This is a genomic window from Prochlorococcus sp. ALOHA_ZT_50 (genome assembly GCF_022447305.1).
Taxonomy (GTDB): Bacteria; Cyanobacteriota; Cyanobacteriia; order PCC-6307; family Cyanobiaceae; genus Prochlorococcus_A.
Window position 1 is genome coordinate 17,363 of record NZ_JAKVCI010000018.1, and the last position, 17,960, is coordinate 35,322.

General features: G+C 31.0%; 18 protein-coding genes and 1 tRNA gene. 11 read left to right on the top strand and 8 right to left on the bottom strand.

Translation table 11 applies throughout. The features are described 5' to 3' along the window. The first annotated feature begins 45 nt into the window (after positions 1–45). Complete coding sequence (locus tag MK115_RS06125; protein WP_287610270.1) at positions 46–846, top strand: undecaprenyl-diphosphate phosphatase; 801 nt, start codon at positions 46–48, stop codon at positions 844–846. 211 nt (positions 847–1,057) lie between these two features. Here MK115_RS06125 and MK115_RS06130 read toward each other — a convergent pair. The 3 genes from MK115_RS06130 to MK115_RS06140 all read right to left on the bottom strand — a co-directional run bounded on the left by MK115_RS06130 (position 1,058) and on the right by MK115_RS06140 (position 3,670). Continuing rightward, a tRNA-Pro gene (locus MK115_RS06130) sits at positions 1,058–1,131 on the bottom strand. Positions 1,132–1,158: 27 nt separating this feature from the next. Then, the gene (gene msrA, locus MK115_RS06135) at positions 1,159–1,887 is read right to left on the bottom strand and encodes a peptide-methionine (S)-S-oxide reductase MsrA (RefSeq protein ID WP_287610272.1); all 729 of its coding nucleotides are present in this window, start codon (positions 1,885–1,887) and stop codon (positions 1,159–1,161) included. Positions 1,888–1,924: 37 nt separating this feature from the next. After that, positions 1,925–3,670: an ABC transporter ATP-binding protein gene (locus MK115_RS06140; RefSeq protein ID WP_287610274.1), complete on the bottom strand. Its 1,746-nt coding sequence runs from the start codon at positions 3,668–3,670 to the stop codon at positions 1,925–1,927. A gap of 80 nt (positions 3,671–3,750) precedes the next feature. On the opposite strand from MK115_RS06140, the gene MK115_RS06145 reads away from it, so the two are divergent. From MK115_RS06145 to MK115_RS06185, 9 genes are all read left to right on the top strand, one after another. Continuing rightward, positions 3,751–4,047, top strand: coding sequence for a DUF3288 family protein (locus MK115_RS06145; RefSeq protein WP_353847957.1), 297 nt, complete (start codon positions 3,751–3,753; stop codon positions 4,045–4,047). 33 nt (positions 4,048–4,080) lie between these two features. After that, on the top strand, positions 4,081–5,115 hold the full coding sequence (trpD, locus tag MK115_RS06150) for an anthranilate phosphoribosyltransferase (RefSeq protein ID WP_287610277.1): 1,035 nt from the start codon (positions 4,081–4,083) through the stop codon (positions 5,113–5,115). A gap of 14 nt (positions 5,116–5,129) precedes the next feature. Further along, positions 5,130–6,269 carry a glutamine-hydrolyzing carbamoyl-phosphate synthase small subunit gene (gene carA, locus MK115_RS06155; RefSeq protein WP_287610279.1) on the top strand — a complete coding sequence of 380 codons (1,140 nt, stop codon included), beginning with the start codon at positions 5,130–5,132 and terminating at the stop codon, positions 6,267–6,269. Positions 6,270–6,333: 64 nt separating this feature from the next. Next, on the top strand, positions 6,334–6,696 hold the full coding sequence (locus MK115_RS06160) for an STAS domain-containing protein (RefSeq protein ID WP_353847958.1): 363 nt from the start codon (positions 6,334–6,336) through the stop codon (positions 6,694–6,696). Continuing rightward, on the top strand, positions 6,693–7,091 hold the full coding sequence (locus tag MK115_RS06165) for a Mini-ribonuclease 3 (protein ID WP_287610281.1): 399 nt from the start codon (positions 6,693–6,695) through the stop codon (positions 7,089–7,091). Before MK115_RS06160 ends, MK115_RS06165 begins: the two co-directional genes overlap by 4 nt. Before the next feature lie 4 nt (positions 7,092–7,095). Then, the gene (rlmB, locus tag MK115_RS06170; protein WP_287610283.1) at positions 7,096–8,100 is read left to right on the top strand and encodes a 23S rRNA (guanosine(2251)-2'-O)-methyltransferase RlmB; all 1,005 of its coding nucleotides are present in this window, start codon (positions 7,096–7,098) and stop codon (positions 8,098–8,100) included. A 146-nt stretch (positions 8,101–8,246) separates the two neighbouring features. Then, entirely contained in the window at positions 8,247–8,462 is a 216-nt protein-coding gene (locus MK115_RS06175) for a DUF1816 domain-containing protein (protein ID WP_025890740.1), read from the top strand. Between the two features lie 30 nt (positions 8,463–8,492). Beyond that, the gene (gene gatA / locus MK115_RS06180) at positions 8,493–9,941 is read left to right on the top strand and encodes an Asp-tRNA(Asn)/Glu-tRNA(Gln) amidotransferase subunit GatA (protein ID WP_287610286.1); all 1,449 of its coding nucleotides are present in this window, start codon (positions 8,493–8,495) and stop codon (positions 9,939–9,941) included. An 84-nt stretch (positions 9,942–10,025) separates the two neighbouring features. Continuing rightward, a complete protein-coding gene (locus MK115_RS06185) occupies positions 10,026–13,523 on the top strand; it encodes a DNA polymerase III subunit alpha (protein WP_287610288.1) in 3,498 nt (1,165 codons plus the stop codon). A 1-nt stretch (position 13,524) separates the two neighbouring features. Here the strand turns inward: MK115_RS06185 and MK115_RS06190 are convergent, their stop codons facing one another. From MK115_RS06190 to MK115_RS06210, 5 genes are read right to left on the bottom strand one after another with little or no spacing between them, the layout of a single operon-like run. After that, on the bottom strand, positions 13,525–13,974 hold the full coding sequence (locus MK115_RS06190) for a PAM68 family protein (RefSeq protein WP_025928368.1): 450 nt from the start codon (positions 13,972–13,974) through the stop codon (positions 13,525–13,527). Between the two features lie 9 nt (positions 13,975–13,983). Next, positions 13,984–14,253: a 30S ribosomal protein S15 gene (gene rpsO / locus MK115_RS06195; RefSeq protein ID WP_025890744.1), complete on the bottom strand. Its 270-nt coding sequence runs from the start codon at positions 14,251–14,253 to the stop codon at positions 13,984–13,986. 32 nt (positions 14,254–14,285) lie between these two features. Then, complete coding sequence (ruvA, locus tag MK115_RS06200; RefSeq protein WP_287610291.1) at positions 14,286–14,963, bottom strand: Holliday junction branch migration protein RuvA; 678 nt, start codon at positions 14,961–14,963, stop codon at positions 14,286–14,288. Continuing rightward, on the bottom strand, positions 14,964–15,320 hold the full coding sequence (locus MK115_RS06205) for a glycine zipper 2TM domain-containing protein (protein WP_287610293.1): 357 nt from the start codon (positions 15,318–15,320) through the stop codon (positions 14,964–14,966). A 27-nt stretch (positions 15,321–15,347) separates the two neighbouring features. Beyond that, entirely contained in the window at positions 15,348–16,238 is an 891-nt protein-coding gene (locus MK115_RS06210; protein WP_287610295.1) for a DMT family transporter, read from the bottom strand. Between the two features lie 94 nt (positions 16,239–16,332). Between MK115_RS06210 and dnaG the strand changes: the two genes are divergently transcribed. Beyond that, the coding region (gene dnaG / locus MK115_RS06215; RefSeq protein ID WP_287610297.1) for a DNA primase at positions 16,333–17,960 on the top strand (1,628 nt) is incomplete at its 3' end.

The following is a 17,960-nucleotide window of genomic DNA, read 5'->3' on the forward strand; positions in this document are numbered from 1 at the left end:
TTTAAATGTAAATTGCTATTAATTAATTAGGTAATTTAATAATTTTTGGAATATTTAAAATTTGTTTTATATGGATTAATTCAAGGGTTGACGGAATTTATCCCTGTAAGTAGTACAGCTCATTTAAAAGTTATATCTCTTTTTTTAGGTATTGATGATCCTGGAGCATCTTTGTCCGCTACTATTCAACTTGGAAGTGTTCTAGCCATAGCTTGGTATTTTAGGAATGATATTTTTAATTTCAGAAGTCAATCTTCCAAAAAATTTCTTGAATATCTCTTACATGAAAGATTATTAAGGTCTATTTTGATTGGTACTATACCTATTGTTTTGCTTGGTGGGAGTATAAAAATATTTATCCCTTCTTTTTTTGAAAACGTTCTTCGTTCAAATTTATCAATAGCATTGGTCTCATTTCTAATGGCTTTTTTTATGTACTTGGCAGATAGTTCGAAAAGAGGTTCTATTAATATTAAAAACCATAATTATTCAAATAGTTTTTTGATAGGTTTCTTTCAAGCATTTGCAATTTTTCCTGGTGTTTCAAGATCGGGGGTCACTATTTCTAGCGCTTTAATATCAGGATGGGAAAGAGGCGATGCTGCGAAATTTTCTTTTCTTTTAGGGATGCCAGCTATTTCTCTTGCTGCGATTGTTGAGTTTATTTCTTCTTTTAATGATTTTTTTTCATTAGGTTTTCTCCCTCTTTTTGTTGGTCTTATTACGACATTTTTGTCCTCTTTATTAGCAATAGATTTCTTATTAAAGTATTTTTCTTCAAATGGGTTGAAAATATTTATTATCTATCGAGTTATTTTTGGTGTTGTAATTCTTTTGAATTTATAATTGGATGAAAAAAAAATTTTTTGCAATTGTGTTAAGGTTTTAAAAAAAATTCTTTCTAATGAACATTTTTATATCTTTCCAATTAGGTGAAGTGGAAGTTTCAAATCTTACTATATTGGTTTTAGCTTTTTTTTCTTCTTTTACATTCATAGCAGTAGGCATAAGTTCATATAAACTATACAAATCCCTTATAAATGAAGACGATAAGTAATCGGAACGGCGGGATTTGAACCCACGACCCCCACTACCCCAAAGTGGTGCGCTACCAAACTGCGCTACGCCCCGTGTCTTTACTATAAAGATTAGATTGATTTAAATGTTATTCTTTATAGGATTGTTATCAGATCTCAATACACACTTGTCAACTTCCCAATTAAAGTTTTCCCATATATGGTCTTCTAATTTATAGTTGCTTCCAGTAAAAACTCCTAACTTAACTTTTGTAGGTGAAGCGGAACAATACTGCCTGCTTCCAGCTGATGCAAGATATTGTTGATGGTATTGTTCCGCATAAAAATATGAATCAATCATTTTTATTTCCGTTTCAATTAAACCAAGATTTTTTTTGCTTAGTTCCGTTTGATATTGTTCCTTACTGGCTAATATGGTTTTAATATTATTTTCATTTTTGTAATATATTGCTGATCTATATTGTGTTCCCATATCATTACCTTGTCTGTTTTTTTGAGTAGGGTCATGACATTCCCAAAACATTTTTAATAAATCACTTACATCTATTTCCCTTTTATCCCATATAACTCTTACAACTTCTGAATGACCAGTTAAGCCGGAACATACTTCATAATAAGTTGGATTGCTTTTTTCACCACCAGCATAACCTACAGAAGTTGTGACAACTCCAGGAAGTTTCCAAAAACATTTTTCAGCTCCCCAGAAACAACCACATCCAAAAATTATTTCATCTTCTTCTACATTAGGATCTTTTTTGATATCTGTTTTTAATATTCTATGTAATGAATAAGCATCATTAGTAAAATTTACCTGCCCATTATTCATAATGTTTTTCAGGAATTTAAACATAATTTAAATCTATTTATTATAAGTAAAAAAATTACTTTTAGCTCTTAACAATTCTGGTAGCTAGTTCTCTTTCCCAAAGTTGTTTATATAGCCCATTCACTTTTACTAAATCTTTATGAGCCCCTTCTTGTACTATTTCTCCTTTATCCATTACTAAAACCCTATCACAGGTAGCTGCAACAGAAAGTTGGTGACTAATCATTATGATTGTTTTATTACTTCTATCACTCATTTCATCTATTATTCTTGCTGCTGTTTTATTATCTACGCTTGCTAAAGCATCATCAAGAACAACAATAGGAGAATTAACAAGTAGTGCTCTTCCTAGTGCAGTTCTTTGCCTTTGTCCACCACTTAATGTAATACCTCTTTCACCAACAATAGTTTTAAACCTTTGTGGAAAACTATTGATATCATCAATTAATCCAGCTTTTGTAGCGCTTTCTTTAACTAAATATTTAGAAGCTTTGGGTTCTCCAAAACTTAGGTTTTCTGAGATTGTAGAAGTAAATAAGAATGCTTCTTGAGGAACGATTGAAATATTTTTTCTAAGATCGCTTAATTTTAAAGTTTTTACATCAATTTCATCTAAAAATAATTGATTGTCTGGAATTTCAATAGTCCGTCCTAGAGACTTTGCTAGTGTTGTCTTGCCACAACCTACTGGGCCAACTATTGCAATAAGTTCTCCAGGATAAATTTTAAAATTGAGACTATTTAATGAATTAAATTTTGATCCTGGATACTTTATTGTTAAATTTTTTGCTTCTAAGAATCCTTTAACCTTTCTTTTTAAAAATTTAGTTTCTGCTCTATCTACAATATTTGGGTTGTTCTGAAAGATTTCTTCCACACGATCTAAACTTACTTGACCAAGTTGAAAAGTATTTAAGGTAAAACCTAATAGAGCTGTTGGGAAGACAAGTCTTTCTACGTAAAGAATTAAAGCTACTAAACCACCTATCGAAATAAATCCACTCTCTAATTGAAAAGTTCCTAATGATAATAAAATCAATAATGAAATTGAGGAAATCCCTTGTAACAAAGGGAATAGGGTACTCGCTGTTCTTGCAAGTTTTATCGCTGAATTTCGATAGTCATTATTATATATGTTAAATTCTTTTTTCTCAGCATTCTCTTGGGCATAAATTTTAATGGCGCTTATACCAGATAGATCTTCTTGTATTAGATCACTAAGTTTTGATAATGATTCTTGTTGAGCTTTTCTTTGTTTAACCATTCTGCCGCCAAATAGACTTACAATTCCAAGGATTAATGGAAATATCATTAAAGCTGATATTGTTAATGTTTTATTAATCGAAAACATTGAAGGAATAGTGAATGAATAAGCTAAGACAATGTTGCACAAGCTTAAAACTGTAAAACCTAAAAGTCTTCTTATGTTTTCAACATCGCTTGTAGCTCTACTAATAATGTCTCCACTACCTTTTTTTTGAATCCATTCTGGATCTTGAATAAGTAAATGGTCAAAAAGTTTTTGACGAAGATTTACTTCTACTTTTCTACCTATGCCGAAGACAATCTGTCTTGAAAATAATCTTATTAAACCCATACAAGTTGCTAAAAATATTAACCATAAAGATTTAGAAATAACAAAATCCGAAGAAAACCCATTTTGTAATTGGTCAATTATATTTTTTACTTCTAAGGGTATTACAACACTTAATATATTTACTATTAAGAGAGCTAAAGCTCCATATAAGAATTCTTTTTTGTAAGGTCTTAGGTATTTAGATATAACTTTTATCTTTAAATTTTTCATTTTATTTTGCCGATATGATTAAGATAATGTTTCATTTTTGAATATGTGAGCTAATTTTATAAATGATTCAGTATTTATTTATGGGTAACGAGCAAACTCATCCATTACATGAAACAGACAAAAACATTATAGATTCCCTTATCACTAAAAAAACACCAGAAGATCTTGACTATATAAATTTAGCTAGATTAATAAATCGTTATACCAATTTCCCAGGAGAAATTGAAATTAAAAACGATATTGAAAAAATTTTAAATTTTTGGAAGATCACTAAAAATGAACTTTTTTCAAAAACAAAAAATATTTGGTCAAAAAGCTTCAGGCCTTCTAATACAAATAAAGATTTAGTTGGCTCAGGTTTTGATACCTCAAATTGAATTTTATCTGCATAATTTTTCTTCCATAAATAAATGTCTTCTAATCTATCAAACGCTGAAATCCTAAATAATTTGTTGGAGGGAAGGGACCTTGATGAATTAACTTCTAGATCTTTAATGCAAAGATGGCTTAATGATGAAATTTCAGATGTTGAAACAGGAGCTTTTTTGAGTGCTTTGAGAGCAAAGAGTTCTACAGGTGTCGAACTAAGTTCTATGGCTGAGGAACTCTTAAATGTTTGCGAATTGCCAGTAGCAAGACCAAATTTGTATTTGGTAGATACTTGTGGAACAGGGGGTGATGGAGCTAATACATTTAATATTTCAACTGCAGTTGCATTTGTAGCTGCATCTTGTGGGGTAAAAATTGCAAAACACGGAAATAAAAGTGCTAGTGGAAAAGTTGGCTCTGCTGATGTTTTGTTGAATCTTGGTTTGAATTTAAATTGTTCATTAGAAAAAGTAATCAAAGCCGTAAGTGAAATTGGAATAACTTTTTTGTTCGCACCTGTTTGGCATAAATCTTTAATAAAACTTGCTCCATTAAGAAAGACCCTTGGAATAAGGACAGTATTTAATCAACTTGGACCATTGGTAAATCCTTTAAGACCCAATGCACAAGTTTTGGGTGTTGCTTCTGAGGATCTTTTAAAACCTATGGGAAGCGCGCTTTTAAAAATGGGTATGAATAGAGCAATAGTCGTTCATGGTTCTGGTGGCCTTGATGAAGCTTCGCTTCAAGGAGAAAATAAATTAGTATTTGTTGATAATGGTGAATTACGGTTTTCAGAAATAAATATTTCAGACTTTAACCATGAAAATATATCTAACGAAAAGCTTGTGGTTTCTGATCTTGAGTCTAACGAGGAAATATTAAAGTCTGTTTTAAATGGTTCTGGACAAAAATCTCATATTGATGTAGTTGCCTTGAACTCTGCTTTAGTGCTTTGGGCAGCAGGAATTGAGGATGATTTAAATGAAGGATTTAATAAAGCTTTATTTTCGATAAATCAAGGAGATCCTTGGAAAAAGTTTTTACTTTTAAAAAATTATTTACATACAAATTAATTAATTTCAAATTGATGATTAATCCATATAAGAAAAACGCGAAATTAGTTTTAAGTAATGGAATTGTATTCCCAGGATTCTTTTTTGGTGCTTCTGGTACAGCTATTGGTGAAATAGTTTTTAATACGGGAATGACCGGATATCAAGAAGTTATTACTGATCCAAGTTATTATGGACAGTTATTAACATTTACTTATCCAGAGATTGGAAATACTGGTATTAATTTTGAAGATTCAGAATCTAATATTAATGTTAAAGGTATAATTGTTAGAAATTTTTCATCTAATAGCAGCAATTGGAGATCTAAAAAGAATTTTAATCAATGGTTAGTTGAGAAAAATATCATAGGTCTATATGGAATTGATACAAGGGCTCTTGTTAAAATTTTAAGATCTAGTGGCGCGATGAATGGAGTTATTACCTCTCTAGATAAAACTGATGAAAGTTGTTTAAAGATAATTTGTGATACGCCAAAGATGGAGGGATTAAATTTATCAAAAGTTGTTTCAACAAAGCAACAATATTTATGGAAAAGTCATACGCAAACAATTTTTGATTTAAGAAAGAGATATTATGAATCTTCTAAAAAGTTAAAAATAGTAGCAATTGATTTTGGAATTAAAAATTCAATTCTAAATAGACTTGTATCCCATGGTTGTGAAGTTTTGGTTTTACCTTCTCGATCTTCTCTAAATGATGTTCTGTCTAACAAGCCGGATGGTATATTTTTCTCAAATGGTCCAGGCGATCCTTCTTCTGTTTCTGAAGGTATAGACTTAGCAAAATCACTCATTGAATATGGTGAAATACCTATGTTTGGTATTTGCCTTGGCCACCAAATATTTGGATTAGCATTAGGAGGTTCAACTTATAAATTACCTTTTGGACATCGTGGTTTAAATCATCCTTGTGGTGAAAATAATAAAATTGAGATAACTAGTCAGAATCATGGTTTTGCTATTGATCCCAATTCTCTCTCAAAGGACATAGTTAGAATTACCCACTATAACCTTAACGATAATACTGTGGCTGGCCTAGAAGTTAATAATAAGCCAATATTTAGTGTGCAATATCATCCAGAAGCAGGACCTGGCCCACATGATTCAGATTATTTATTTAAAAAATTTGTTTCTCTAATGTTAGAAAGATGTTGACATATTGTTTTCTTTTGATTTGATAATTACATTTGATACATTAATTTTTTGGAGGTATTAGATCATAGAAGATTTCCAGAAGTTAACGGTTTCTTTAAGAGGAAACCTTGAGGTTAAAACAAACATTATTGTTTTTACTTTTAAAGGCCAACTTGATGCTTTCTCAGAAAAACAATTTAAGACTTTTGTTACTAATAATTTAAAAAATGACCTTCCATTCGTTATTGATCTTACAAAAATAGATTTTTTAGATTCCTCGGGTCTTGGAGCACTTGTTCAAACTGCTAAAGAATGCAAAAAGTCGAAACTTGGGTTCTCTGTCGTTGGCAATTCGAGAGTGGCCCAAACAATTAAACTTGTTCGTTTAGGGGATTTTCTTAACTTGAAGTCAAGCCTTGAAGATGCATTAAATTATTTAAAGAATTGAATTATTGGATTCAAAACTTGGTTCCATATGGATCTCCCGAGGATATAGGTGTTATTCAACTTGCTTGGCTTGGAGATTCGGTATGGGAGCTTCACCAAAGACTAAGACATGTTCATTTCCCTTTAAAATCTAAAGATCTCCATTTATCTGTAGTAAACGAAGTAAAAGCAAAATCTCAGTCAAAATCATTAAGTCAAATTGAACATTTATTAAATTCAAATGAAATGGATCTAATTAGGCGTGCTAGAAATAAAACAAAGAGATATCCAAAATCTTCAGACCCCGCCATATACTCTAGAGCAACTGGTTTTGAAACTCTTATTGGCTGGCTATTTTTAAAAGATCCTCAAAGATTATCAACACTTTTTGAATATTTAGAATTAAAAATGAATTGAATCTATGAAAAACTCCTCAAATAAATTTCGCGGAAAAAATAATAAAGAGTACAAAAAAAATTCAGATTTTGGTTATTACTCAAAAAATACAAATCGTTCAGAAAAAAATGATAGATTTTTGAACAATTCCGCTAAAAATAAGAAAGTTGAAAATTTAAAAAAAAATGATGACAATAATACTTTTTCGTCTTTAAAAAGAAGAAATCCAAGATTTAAATCTAATACAGAATTTCCTAATAAAAATTCTGATATGCATCAAGAGTTTACTAATAAGAGAAATTTTGATGATTGGATATGGGGTAAACATTCGGTTTATGAGGCTCTTAGTAGTGATAGAGCGATTAATAGGATTTGGTGTACTTCGGAAATTTTTTCTTCAGACAAATTCTATATTTTGCTTAAGGATCTTAAATCAAAAGGAGTTCTTATTGAAGAAGTTTCTTGGAACAGGCTTTCGCAATTGACATATGGTGCTTCACATCAAGGTGTCGCATTGCAGTTAGCATGCTCTAAAACAATATCCCTAGAACAATTAATCGATTTTTCTAAACAAAACTGTCCAAATCCTATATTAGTCGCATTAGACGGTATTACTGATCCTCATAATGTTGGTGCGATTATAAGATCAGCGGAAGCATTTGATTGCAAGGGTGTAATTATTCCTCAGAGAAGGTCTGCAGGATTGACTGGAACAGTCGCCAAGGTAGCTGCAGGAGCCTTAGAACACCTTCATGTAAGTAGAGTTGTTAACTTAAATAGAGCACTTGAGGAACTTAAGAAAAATGGTTTTCTTGTTGTTGGCTTATCTGGAGATGGTCAAATATCTATCTCAAATTTTCAAGAAAAAGCACCTTTGGTAGTTGTAGTTGGCTCTGAAGATAAAGGTATTTCTTTGCTTACTCAAAAAAAATGCGATTTTATATTAAGTATTTCTCTTAAAGGTAAGACTTCAAGTTTAAATGCCTCTGTGGCGGCTGCCATATCCCTATTTCACTTGACAGGTAAATAATTTTATTTTTAATAATCACTTTTTTTATAGACCACTAAAATGTTGTTGTTTCAATACATTTTTATGATTAATAAAAATTTATTGAATTTTCACTACAAAATTGTATAGAATTTAACAAGAATTGATGGTCTTACAGGCCAATAAAATTGATTAGAAACTTTGGAAACAAACTCGGTTTAGCTTGGTGGGCTAAAATTGAGACAGATCAACCTAGTAGTACCTACTGGTTCGGCCCATTTATTACTAAACGTAGTTTAAAAGAAAATATGTCTTCTTTTATTAAAGATCTTTCTGATGAAGGGTCTAAAAATATTAAACACAGTTTAGTACGTTGCAAAAAAGAAGAACCATTAACTGTTTGATAACTTTGATTTTAAGAAATAAATTAAGAAATGAATTTTAATTCTTTAAGAAAAGAAATTACCAGCAATAATGCTTCTGTTAAGGAATTAGTTAATGATATCTTTGACAAAATAGATAATAAAGATCCTGAAATTAACTCATATATTTGTACTACAAAAGATAATGCTATCGCGCAAGCAGAGAACATTGATAAATTAATTCAAAATAAAGAAAAACTGCCTCCTCTCGCGGGGATGCCAATAGCAATAAAGGATAATATTTGCACCAAAGGAGTTGCAACAACTTGTGCAAGTAAAATGCTCAAAAGCTTTGTTGCGCCTTATGAATCCACCGCTTCGAGTAAATTATGGTCTTCAGGGGGAATTTGTTTAGGAAAAACAAATTTAGACGAATTTGCAATGGGTAGTTCAACGGAAACTTCTGTATTTGGTGTCACTTCAAATCCTTGGGATATTAATAGAGTGCCAGGAGGAAGTTCAGGCGGTAGTGCTGCTTCAGTTGCCGCTGGATTTTGTGCGGCGGCTATAGGTTCTGATACAGGAGGATCAATAAGACAACCAGCTTCTTTTTGTGGTGTTGTAGGTCTTAAACCTACTTATGGCAGAGTTAGTAGATGGGGACTGGTAGCATTTGCTAGCTCTCTTGATCAAATTGGCCCAATTACAAATACTGTCTCAGATGCGGCTGAAATTCTTTATTCAATATCTGGTAAAGACCCCTTTGACTCAACATGTCTTGATAAGCCAGTACCAAATTATTTGACTGACTTAAATAAATCTATAAAGGGTTTAAAAATTGGAATCATTAAAGAATGTTTTGAACACCCAGGGCTTAATCCAGAAGTTAAGGAATCTGTTCTTTCTGGAGTTGATAGATTCCAAGCTTTAGGGGCTGAAATTATCGAAGTTGAATGTCCTAGATTTAACGATGGAATTGCGACATATTATGTCATTGCACCATCTGAAGCCTCCGCAAATTTAGCTAGATATGATGGAGTTAAATATGGCTACAGATCGAATGAAGGTTCAAATCTTATAGATATGACTTCAAAAAGTAGAGCTGAAGGTTTTGGAGATGAGGTACAAAGAAGAATTTTGATAGGTACTTATGCTTTGTCAGCTGGATACAGTGATGCCTATTACAAGAAGGCACAAAAAGTTAGGACACTTATAAGAAAAGATTTTGATAATGCTTTTAAGAAAGTAGATGTTTTATTAACTCCAACTTGCCCAACCACTGCTTTTTTGAAGGGAGATTTTGTCAATGATCCACTTTCAATGTATTTGTCTGATCTATTAACTGTTCCTGCTAATTTAGCAGGCCTCCCAGCAATCAGTATTCCTTGTGGTTTTGATACTAAAGGATTACCTATTGGAATGCAATTAATAGGCAATGTATTAGAAGAAGATAGAATATTGAATGCCGCAAATATCTTTGAAATTGATGCTCAGGTAATTAAGAACAGACCTTTATTTTAAATTTGTATTAATAATTAATTTGTAATCACAAAGTATAGATCTTTTAGAAATTTTCTCTATCTTATATATATAAATTATTTGAATATGGCTTTCGTTCCGCTTCATAATCATAGTGACTACAGCTTACTTGATGGTGCCAGTCAAATTTCAAAAATTGTAGATAGAGCTTGTGATCTTGGAATGGAATCGATAGCTCTTACTGATCATGGAGTTATGTATGGTGTTCTTGATTTGGTCAAGAAGTGTAAAGAGAAAGGTATAAAACCAATTATTGGTAATGAAATGTATGTGATTAATGGTTCTATTGATGATCCTCAACCAAAAAAAGAAAAAAGATATCATTTGGTGGTGTTAGCAAAAAATTATACTGGATATAAGAATCTAGTGAAGTTAACAACAATTAGTCACCTAAATGGGATGAGAGGTCGAGGCATTTTTTCTAGACCATGTATTGATAAATCTCTTTTAAGCAAATATAGTGATGGTCTGATAGTTTCTACAGCTTGTCTTGGTGGAGAGATACCTCAGGCTATCTTAAAAGGTAGATTAGACGTAGCAGAGGATATAGCTCTTTGGTATAAAAAATTATTTGCAGATGACTTTTATCTAGAAATACAAGATCACGGCTCTATTGAGGATAGAATTGTTAACGTTGAATTAATAAAAATTGGGAAGAAGCATCAAATAAAAGTCATCGCTACTAACGATGCGCACTACTTATCAAATATGGATGTTGAAGCACATGATGCTTTGCTTTGTGTATTAACAGGAAAACTAATAAGTGATGAAAAAAGATTGAGATATACCGGTACAGAATATATTAAAAGTGAAAATGAAATGCTTGAACTTTTTAAAGATCATATTGATGATGAATCAATTATTGAGGCAGTGAACAATACAGTAGAAATTTCTCAAAAAGTTGAAGTATTTGATTTGTTTGGTAATTATAGAATGCCAAAATTCCCTCTTAACGAAGATACAGATTCATTTTCTTTCCTTACACAATTATCTAATAAAGGCCTTTTAAAAAGACTTAAAAAAAATGATCTTACAGAAGTTGATGAGAACTATAAAAAAAGACTATCTTCCGAATTAAAAATTATTAAAGATATGGGCTTCCCAGATTATTTTTTGGTTGTTTGGGACTACATCAAATTTGCTAGAGATAACTCTATCCCTGTAGGACCAGGTAGAGGTTCTGCCGCAGGCTCACTAGTAGCTTATGCTCTTCAAATTACAAATATAGATCCTGTTGAGCATGGATTGTTGTTTGAGAGATTTTTAAATCCAGCAAGAAAGTCAATGCCAGATATTGACACCGACTTTTGTATTGATAGGAGAAATGAAGTTATTGATTATGTTACTAATCGTTATGGAGAGGATAAAGTTGCGCAAATAATTACTTTCAATAAGATGACCTCTAAGGCGGTTTTAAAAGATGTTGCAAGGGTTCTAGATATACCATATGGAGAGGCGGATAAATTGGCTAAGTTAATACCGGTTGTAAGAGGGAAACCTTATAAACTAAATGAAATGATTGATAAGAATTCTCCTAGCCAAGAGTTTAGAGAAAAATATATTAATGATAATAGGGTGAAAAAATGGGTTGATTTGGCTTTGAGAATTGAAGGAACTAATAAAACATATGGAGTTCATGCTGCTGGAGTTGTTATCGCATCAGATCCTCTTGACGAACTTGTACCTCTTCAAAGAAATAATGAAGGACAAATAATAACCCAATATTCTATGGATGATATCGAATCACTTGGATTATTGAAAATGGATTTCTTGGGTCTTAAGAATCTTACGATGATTGAAAAGACAGTTTCTCTTATTAATCAATCTACTGGAAAGAAAATAAATATTGATGAGTTACCTCAAAATGATTGTAAAACTTTTGAGCTTATTGGGAGAGGAGATCTTGAAGGTATTTTTCAACTTGAATCTTCCGGTATGAAACAGGTCGTTAAGGATTTCAAACCTAACTCTCTAGAGGATATTTCGTCCATACTGGCTCTTTATAGACCTGGTCCTCTTGATGCAGGCCTTATACCTAAATTCATAAATCGAAAAAATGGGAACGAAAAGATTGATTTCCCTCATCCTTTTATTAAGTCAATTCTCACTGAAACCTATGGAATTATGGTTTACCAAGAACAAATCATGAAAATTGCTCAAGACCTAGCCGGTTATTCTCTAGGTGATGCTGATTTACTTCGAAGAGCGATGGGGAAAAAGAAAGTTTCTGAAATGGTAAAGCATAGGAATATTTTTGTAGATGGTTCTATGAAGAAAGGTGTAAATGAAAAATTAGCAAATGATCTTTTTGATCAAATGGTTTTATTCGCAGAATATTGTTTTAACAAAAGTCACTCAACTGCTTATGGTGCTGTAACTTATCAAACTGCATTTTTAAAAGCCCATTTTCCTGTTGCATATATGGCAGCCCTTTTAAGCGTAAATTCTGGCTCTAGCGACAAGATGCAAAGATATATTTCTAATTGTTATTCCATGGGAATAGAAGTTATTTCACCAAGCATTAATTTTTCTGGGGTTGATTTCACTATTAAGAATAATCAGATTTTATTCGGGTTATCTGCAATTAAGAATTTAGGAGATTCTGCAATAAGAAATATAATTGAAAACCGAAATAGTTTTGGAACCTTTAAGTCATTATCAGATTTGTGCGACCGTTTGCCTTCTAATGTTCTTAACAAAAGAAGTCTTGAATCTCTAATTCATTGTGGAGCACTAGATGAGTTTTCAAATGATAATAATAGAGCTCAGTTATTGTCAGATCTTGAACATGTTATTGAGTGGGCCTCTTCAAGAAATCGTGATAGATTATCAGGGCAAGGAAATCTATTTGACTCTAAAGAAGAATTTTCTAATGTTGCTTTTTCAGATTCACAATTAGCTAAGGTTGATGATTATTCACTTATTGAGAAGTTAAAGTTAGAAAAGCAGCTATTAGGCTTTTATTTATCTGATCATCCTCTAAAGCATTTAACTAAGCCAGCAAAACTTGTATCACCTATAAGCATTTCTCAGTTAGAAGAAACAAAAGATAGAACCAAAGTCTCTTTAGTTGGAATGATCCCTGATTTGAAGCAAATTACAACGAGAAAAGGAGATAGGATGGCTATAGTTCAGCTTGAAGATCTTTCTGGAAGTTGCGAAGCAATAGTTTTTCCAAAAACCTATGTCAGATTATCAGAATTTCTTTTGACTGATACTAGATTATTGTTTTGGGGAACAATAGATAAAAAAAGTGATAAGACTCAATTAATAATTGATGATTGTAGAGAAATAGATAACCTTAAATTGCTTATTATTAATCTTGAAAGTTCTCAAGCATCAGATGTAAGAGTACAAAATACTTTGAGAGACTGTTTAATTAAATTTAAACCAGATAAAGGTAGATGTGGAATCAAGATTCCAGTTTTAGCTGCAGTAAGAAATAAAAATAGTGTTACCTACGTTAAATTTGGTGAACAATTCTGTATTGGAGATATTCAAGGAGCATGCAAATTATTAGAAGATAAATCATTCCAAGTTAATTTGAAATCTTTAGTTTCCTAGATTAACTTTTATCCTCAAAATTTTGAGTTGCAGGTTTGAAGGCTGCTTTTGCACGTTGTATGTTCATTGGAATATTTTCAATACCAAAAAAAGATCCAGGCTCTTTATCCCAACTAGCTGATAATATTCCAAAACTCAATCCTGCTAGACCTAACAAAAAAAACAATGCTGAAATTGCAATTGTTGATGAAGGAGGTATTTCAGCAATATTTCTTGTAACTATAATGTAGCTAACAACAAAAACCGACATCCCTAATATTGTGGGAATTCCTGCTGTAAAAAATATTCTTCTTGCCATTCTATCAGCAACATATTTAGGTATCCCAGTTGATGATCTTTTTGGGGTAGTTGCAGTACTTGATGCTTTTTCTAGATTAGCAAACGCAGTTTTCTCAGAATAATTTTTTTTCTTTTTAAATTGTGTCTTTTTTTTAGATTGCTTTTTTTTCATTAATTGAAATCATCCTCTGATTCCAATTTTCTTTACTAGCTCTTGATATCTCTGAACGTTTTTGTCTTTTATGAAAGAAAGTAATCTTTTCCTTTTACCAATCATTTTTAATAATCCTTGCCTTGAAGCGAAATCATGAATGTTTCCTTGGAGGTGGTCACTTAATTTCGATATTCTTTTTGAAAGCAGTGCTACTTGAACTTCGGCTGAACCTGTATCAGTTGGATGTACTTGATGAGTCTCAATCAGCTTCTGTTTTTCAGCTGTATCTAATGACATAAATTTTATTTCTTTTACTCTATGATACTACGTCAGCTAGCTATATTACTACTTTCCTTATCTAGATAATTCATAGCTAATTTCAATAAATTTTCAAATGATAAATTATTTTCTTTTTTTGCAAGGAAATCTACTTCATTGATAATAATTGGCAAAATATTCTTGATTTCTTTATTTTTGTAATTTAATGATTGAAGAGTTAACTGAAGGTCCTCCATCATTTTATTAATTTCAGGATCCTTAATCTCTAATTTATCTTTGTTTTTTTCTTCTTCAAATAGAATTTCATCATTAAATTTACTTTTTAATTCTAAAATTAATCGATCACTCATTTTTTGTCCTATACCAGGTACGGAACAAATTAATTTTTTGTTTTGTGTTTTTATTGCATTGATAACTTCACTAATAGAAAATTTATTTAATATCCCCATACCAATTTGAGATCCAACACCTCGAATACTTAAAATTTCAATAAAGAAATTCTTTTGATCCTTTGATGTAAAGCCAAATAATAAATCTGAATCTTCTTTCTTAATATGTTTTATCCAAAGAGTTATGTTTTTATTAGATATCTGATTTGTTTTTAATTTGAGAAAAAAGGATTCTAGTATTTGTATTTCGTATCCTAATCCTTGACAATTTATTAAAACAAAAAATTTTTGATTAGTTTGCCATGACTCAACCAATTCTCCATTTATCCAACTAATCAATTAACCACCATCCACCTGACAACCAATTAGTGCTCCTGCAGTTCCGCCAGCAGGTACTGCCCAAAATCTATCTTTCCCTCTAGAGGAAGATAGTGCTATTCCAGCACCAAGAAGTCCTCCTATAACAGAACCTTCACTACAGTCATTATCATCTATTTTTTCAGCTTTACTTTGACCTCCACAAGGTATTACAACGTCCACTTCATAACTTTTCACGTAGCCTGGATTTGATTTGGTTCCAGGAATGTATTCCTCTCTGTATTCAGTTCTTGTGCAAGTTACTGACTTTGGGGTCGTTGCATTAACTTGAACAATAGGAGAAAAACAAAATAATAAAGCTAAATAGAAAAATTTCACTTTTTTTTTTATTTTAATAATTATATTCTATGTCCTTTTGATTATTTTGGTAGTAGATATAATAGTTCCTAATAAAACTAGTGAGGCGCCTAATAAAAAATTTATGTTTATTATTTCACTAAAAAACAAAATCCCCCAAATTGAACCAAATAAAACTTGTAAATAATTAATTATTGATGCTTCAGAAGCAGGTAAATTTTTTAATCCTATAGTTAAGAAAGTCTGACCTAATTGAGTAAATAAGCCAATGCCAATTATCCAAACTAATTCATTCCAATTTGGGGTAACCCAGTTGATTAATACAATTGGCAATAAAGTTATAAAAGAAACAAGTGGAAAATATTCAATAATTACATAAACATCTTCAGTAAATGAAAGTTTCTTAACTGTAACGTAAGCCAATGCAGTGCAGATTGCCCCAAGAAATGCTATCGAAATCGAAACTTTTTCAATTTCAACGTTTATATTTGATAATTGACTTGGATTTAATATTACTAATATTCCAATCCAGCCAATAATTAAAGCAAAAATTATATTCCGAGTTATTTTTTCGTTTATAAATATGCCAGCAAATATAGATATAAAAATAGGATATGTGTACTGAATGACAGTAGATATACTAAGAGGCATATTTCTTATCGCATAAAAAATACAAACTAAAGCTAAAGTTCCTAAAACACCTCTTAAGATAAGTAATGGTCTATTTTTGCCCCAAGGATTTATATTTTTTAGATTAATTATGAATAATGTAATTATTAAACTTAACAATGATCTGAATAAAACTAATTCATAAATAGGTATCCTTTTATCAATATTTTTTACGCACAAAGTCATCAAACTAAAGAAGAATGAGGCAAATACCAAATTAAACTTATTCAATGAATTAAATTTTTTTTCTAATTCTGCGATATTTATCATTTTAAAAAATAGTTTTATTGTGAAATTAAGTAGATTCTTATTTGATTTTGACCTATAACAAATAAATCATTATTTGTTTTTGATAAAAATCTCAATGGTTCATTCTATACACCCAAGAACTATTCAAGAGGTTAAGGAAAAAGCAGATATTGTTGACGTTATATCTGAACATATTGTTCTTAAGAAGAAAGGCAAGGAATTTGTTGGGATTTGTCCTTTTCATGATGATACTAAGCCATCTATGACAGTATCACCAAGTAAACAATTCTATTATTGTTTTTCTTGTGGTGCTGGTGGTAACTCTATTAAATTTTTAATGGAATTTACTCGTGCAAATTTTTCAGATGTTGTACTTTCTCTCGCTAAAAAAAATAATATTAATGTTGAAAATCTTGAGGGTCCCCAAGTAGAAGCTTATAAAAAACAACTATCTAGAAAGGAAGAGCTTTATAAAATATTAAGAGTCACTAAAAATTGGTTTAAGTCTCAATTAAATAATTCTCTTGGTTTTGAAGCCATGAAATATTTAACATCTAAGAGAAACTTGAGTAACAAGATTATTGATAACTTTGAATTAGGTTTTGCCCCAAATTCATGGAATGATTTATTTAATTATCTTTCCAAGGTAGAAAAATTCCCCATTAATTTAATATTAGCTTCAGGCCTTGCAATTTCTAAAGATAATTCTGACAAGATTTATGATCGTTTTAGAAATAGATTAATTGTTCCAATACATGATATGCAGGGAAGAGTAGTTGCCTTTGGTGGAAGATCTCTTGATGGACAGGAACCCAAATATCTTAATTCTCCTGAATCAGAGATATTTGAAAAAGGGAAAATGTTGTTTGCATTTGAAAAAGCATCTAGCAATATAAGAAAAAGAGATAAAGCTATTATTGTTGAAGGATACTTTGATGTAATTTCTCTTCATTCAAAAGGTATTACTAATTCTGTAGCTTCCCTCGGTACCGCATTAAATAAGTATCAAATTTCTCAACTATGTAGATGTACAGATAATAAAAATATAATTTTGAATTTTGATTCTGATAATGCAGGAATTTTAGCTACAAAAAGAGTAATTAAAGAAGTTGAGACCCTATCCCTTCATGATCAAATTAATCTTAAGATACTTCAACTAAGTCATTTTAAAGATCCTGACGAATATTTGAATAGTCATACACCTGAAGATTATTTTAATTTAATTGATAATTCATCCTTTTGGATTGATTGGGAGATTGATCAGATCTTTAAAGATAAAGATTTAACTAAGTCTGAAAATTTCCAGAGTGTTATTTCTTCATTGGTAAAATTGTTGAGCAAATTACCTCAATCATCAACAAGAACTCATTACTTACAAAAAGTTTCCGAACGATTGAGTAAGGGACAAGCAAGGTTAGCGATACAGTTTGAACAAGATTTACGAAATCAAGTTAAGGGATTTCGTTGGCACGGTAGATCAAAAAAATTTGAACAACCAAATGAAACTTCTCGCCGTGAGAAAAATGAATCTGAAATAATTTTTTATTATTTGCATTGTCCTGATCTTCGTCTTTTCATTCGCGATGAATTTCTTAAAAGAGAAATTAATGGTTTTAGCACTAAATTTATTCAAAATTTGTGGGAAATTATTTCAAAAATTGAACAAACTAATTTGGGTTTAAATTATTTAAATGAATTAAAACAATCGAATAGTCAAATTCTTCAAAAAGATCTTTCTGCTAT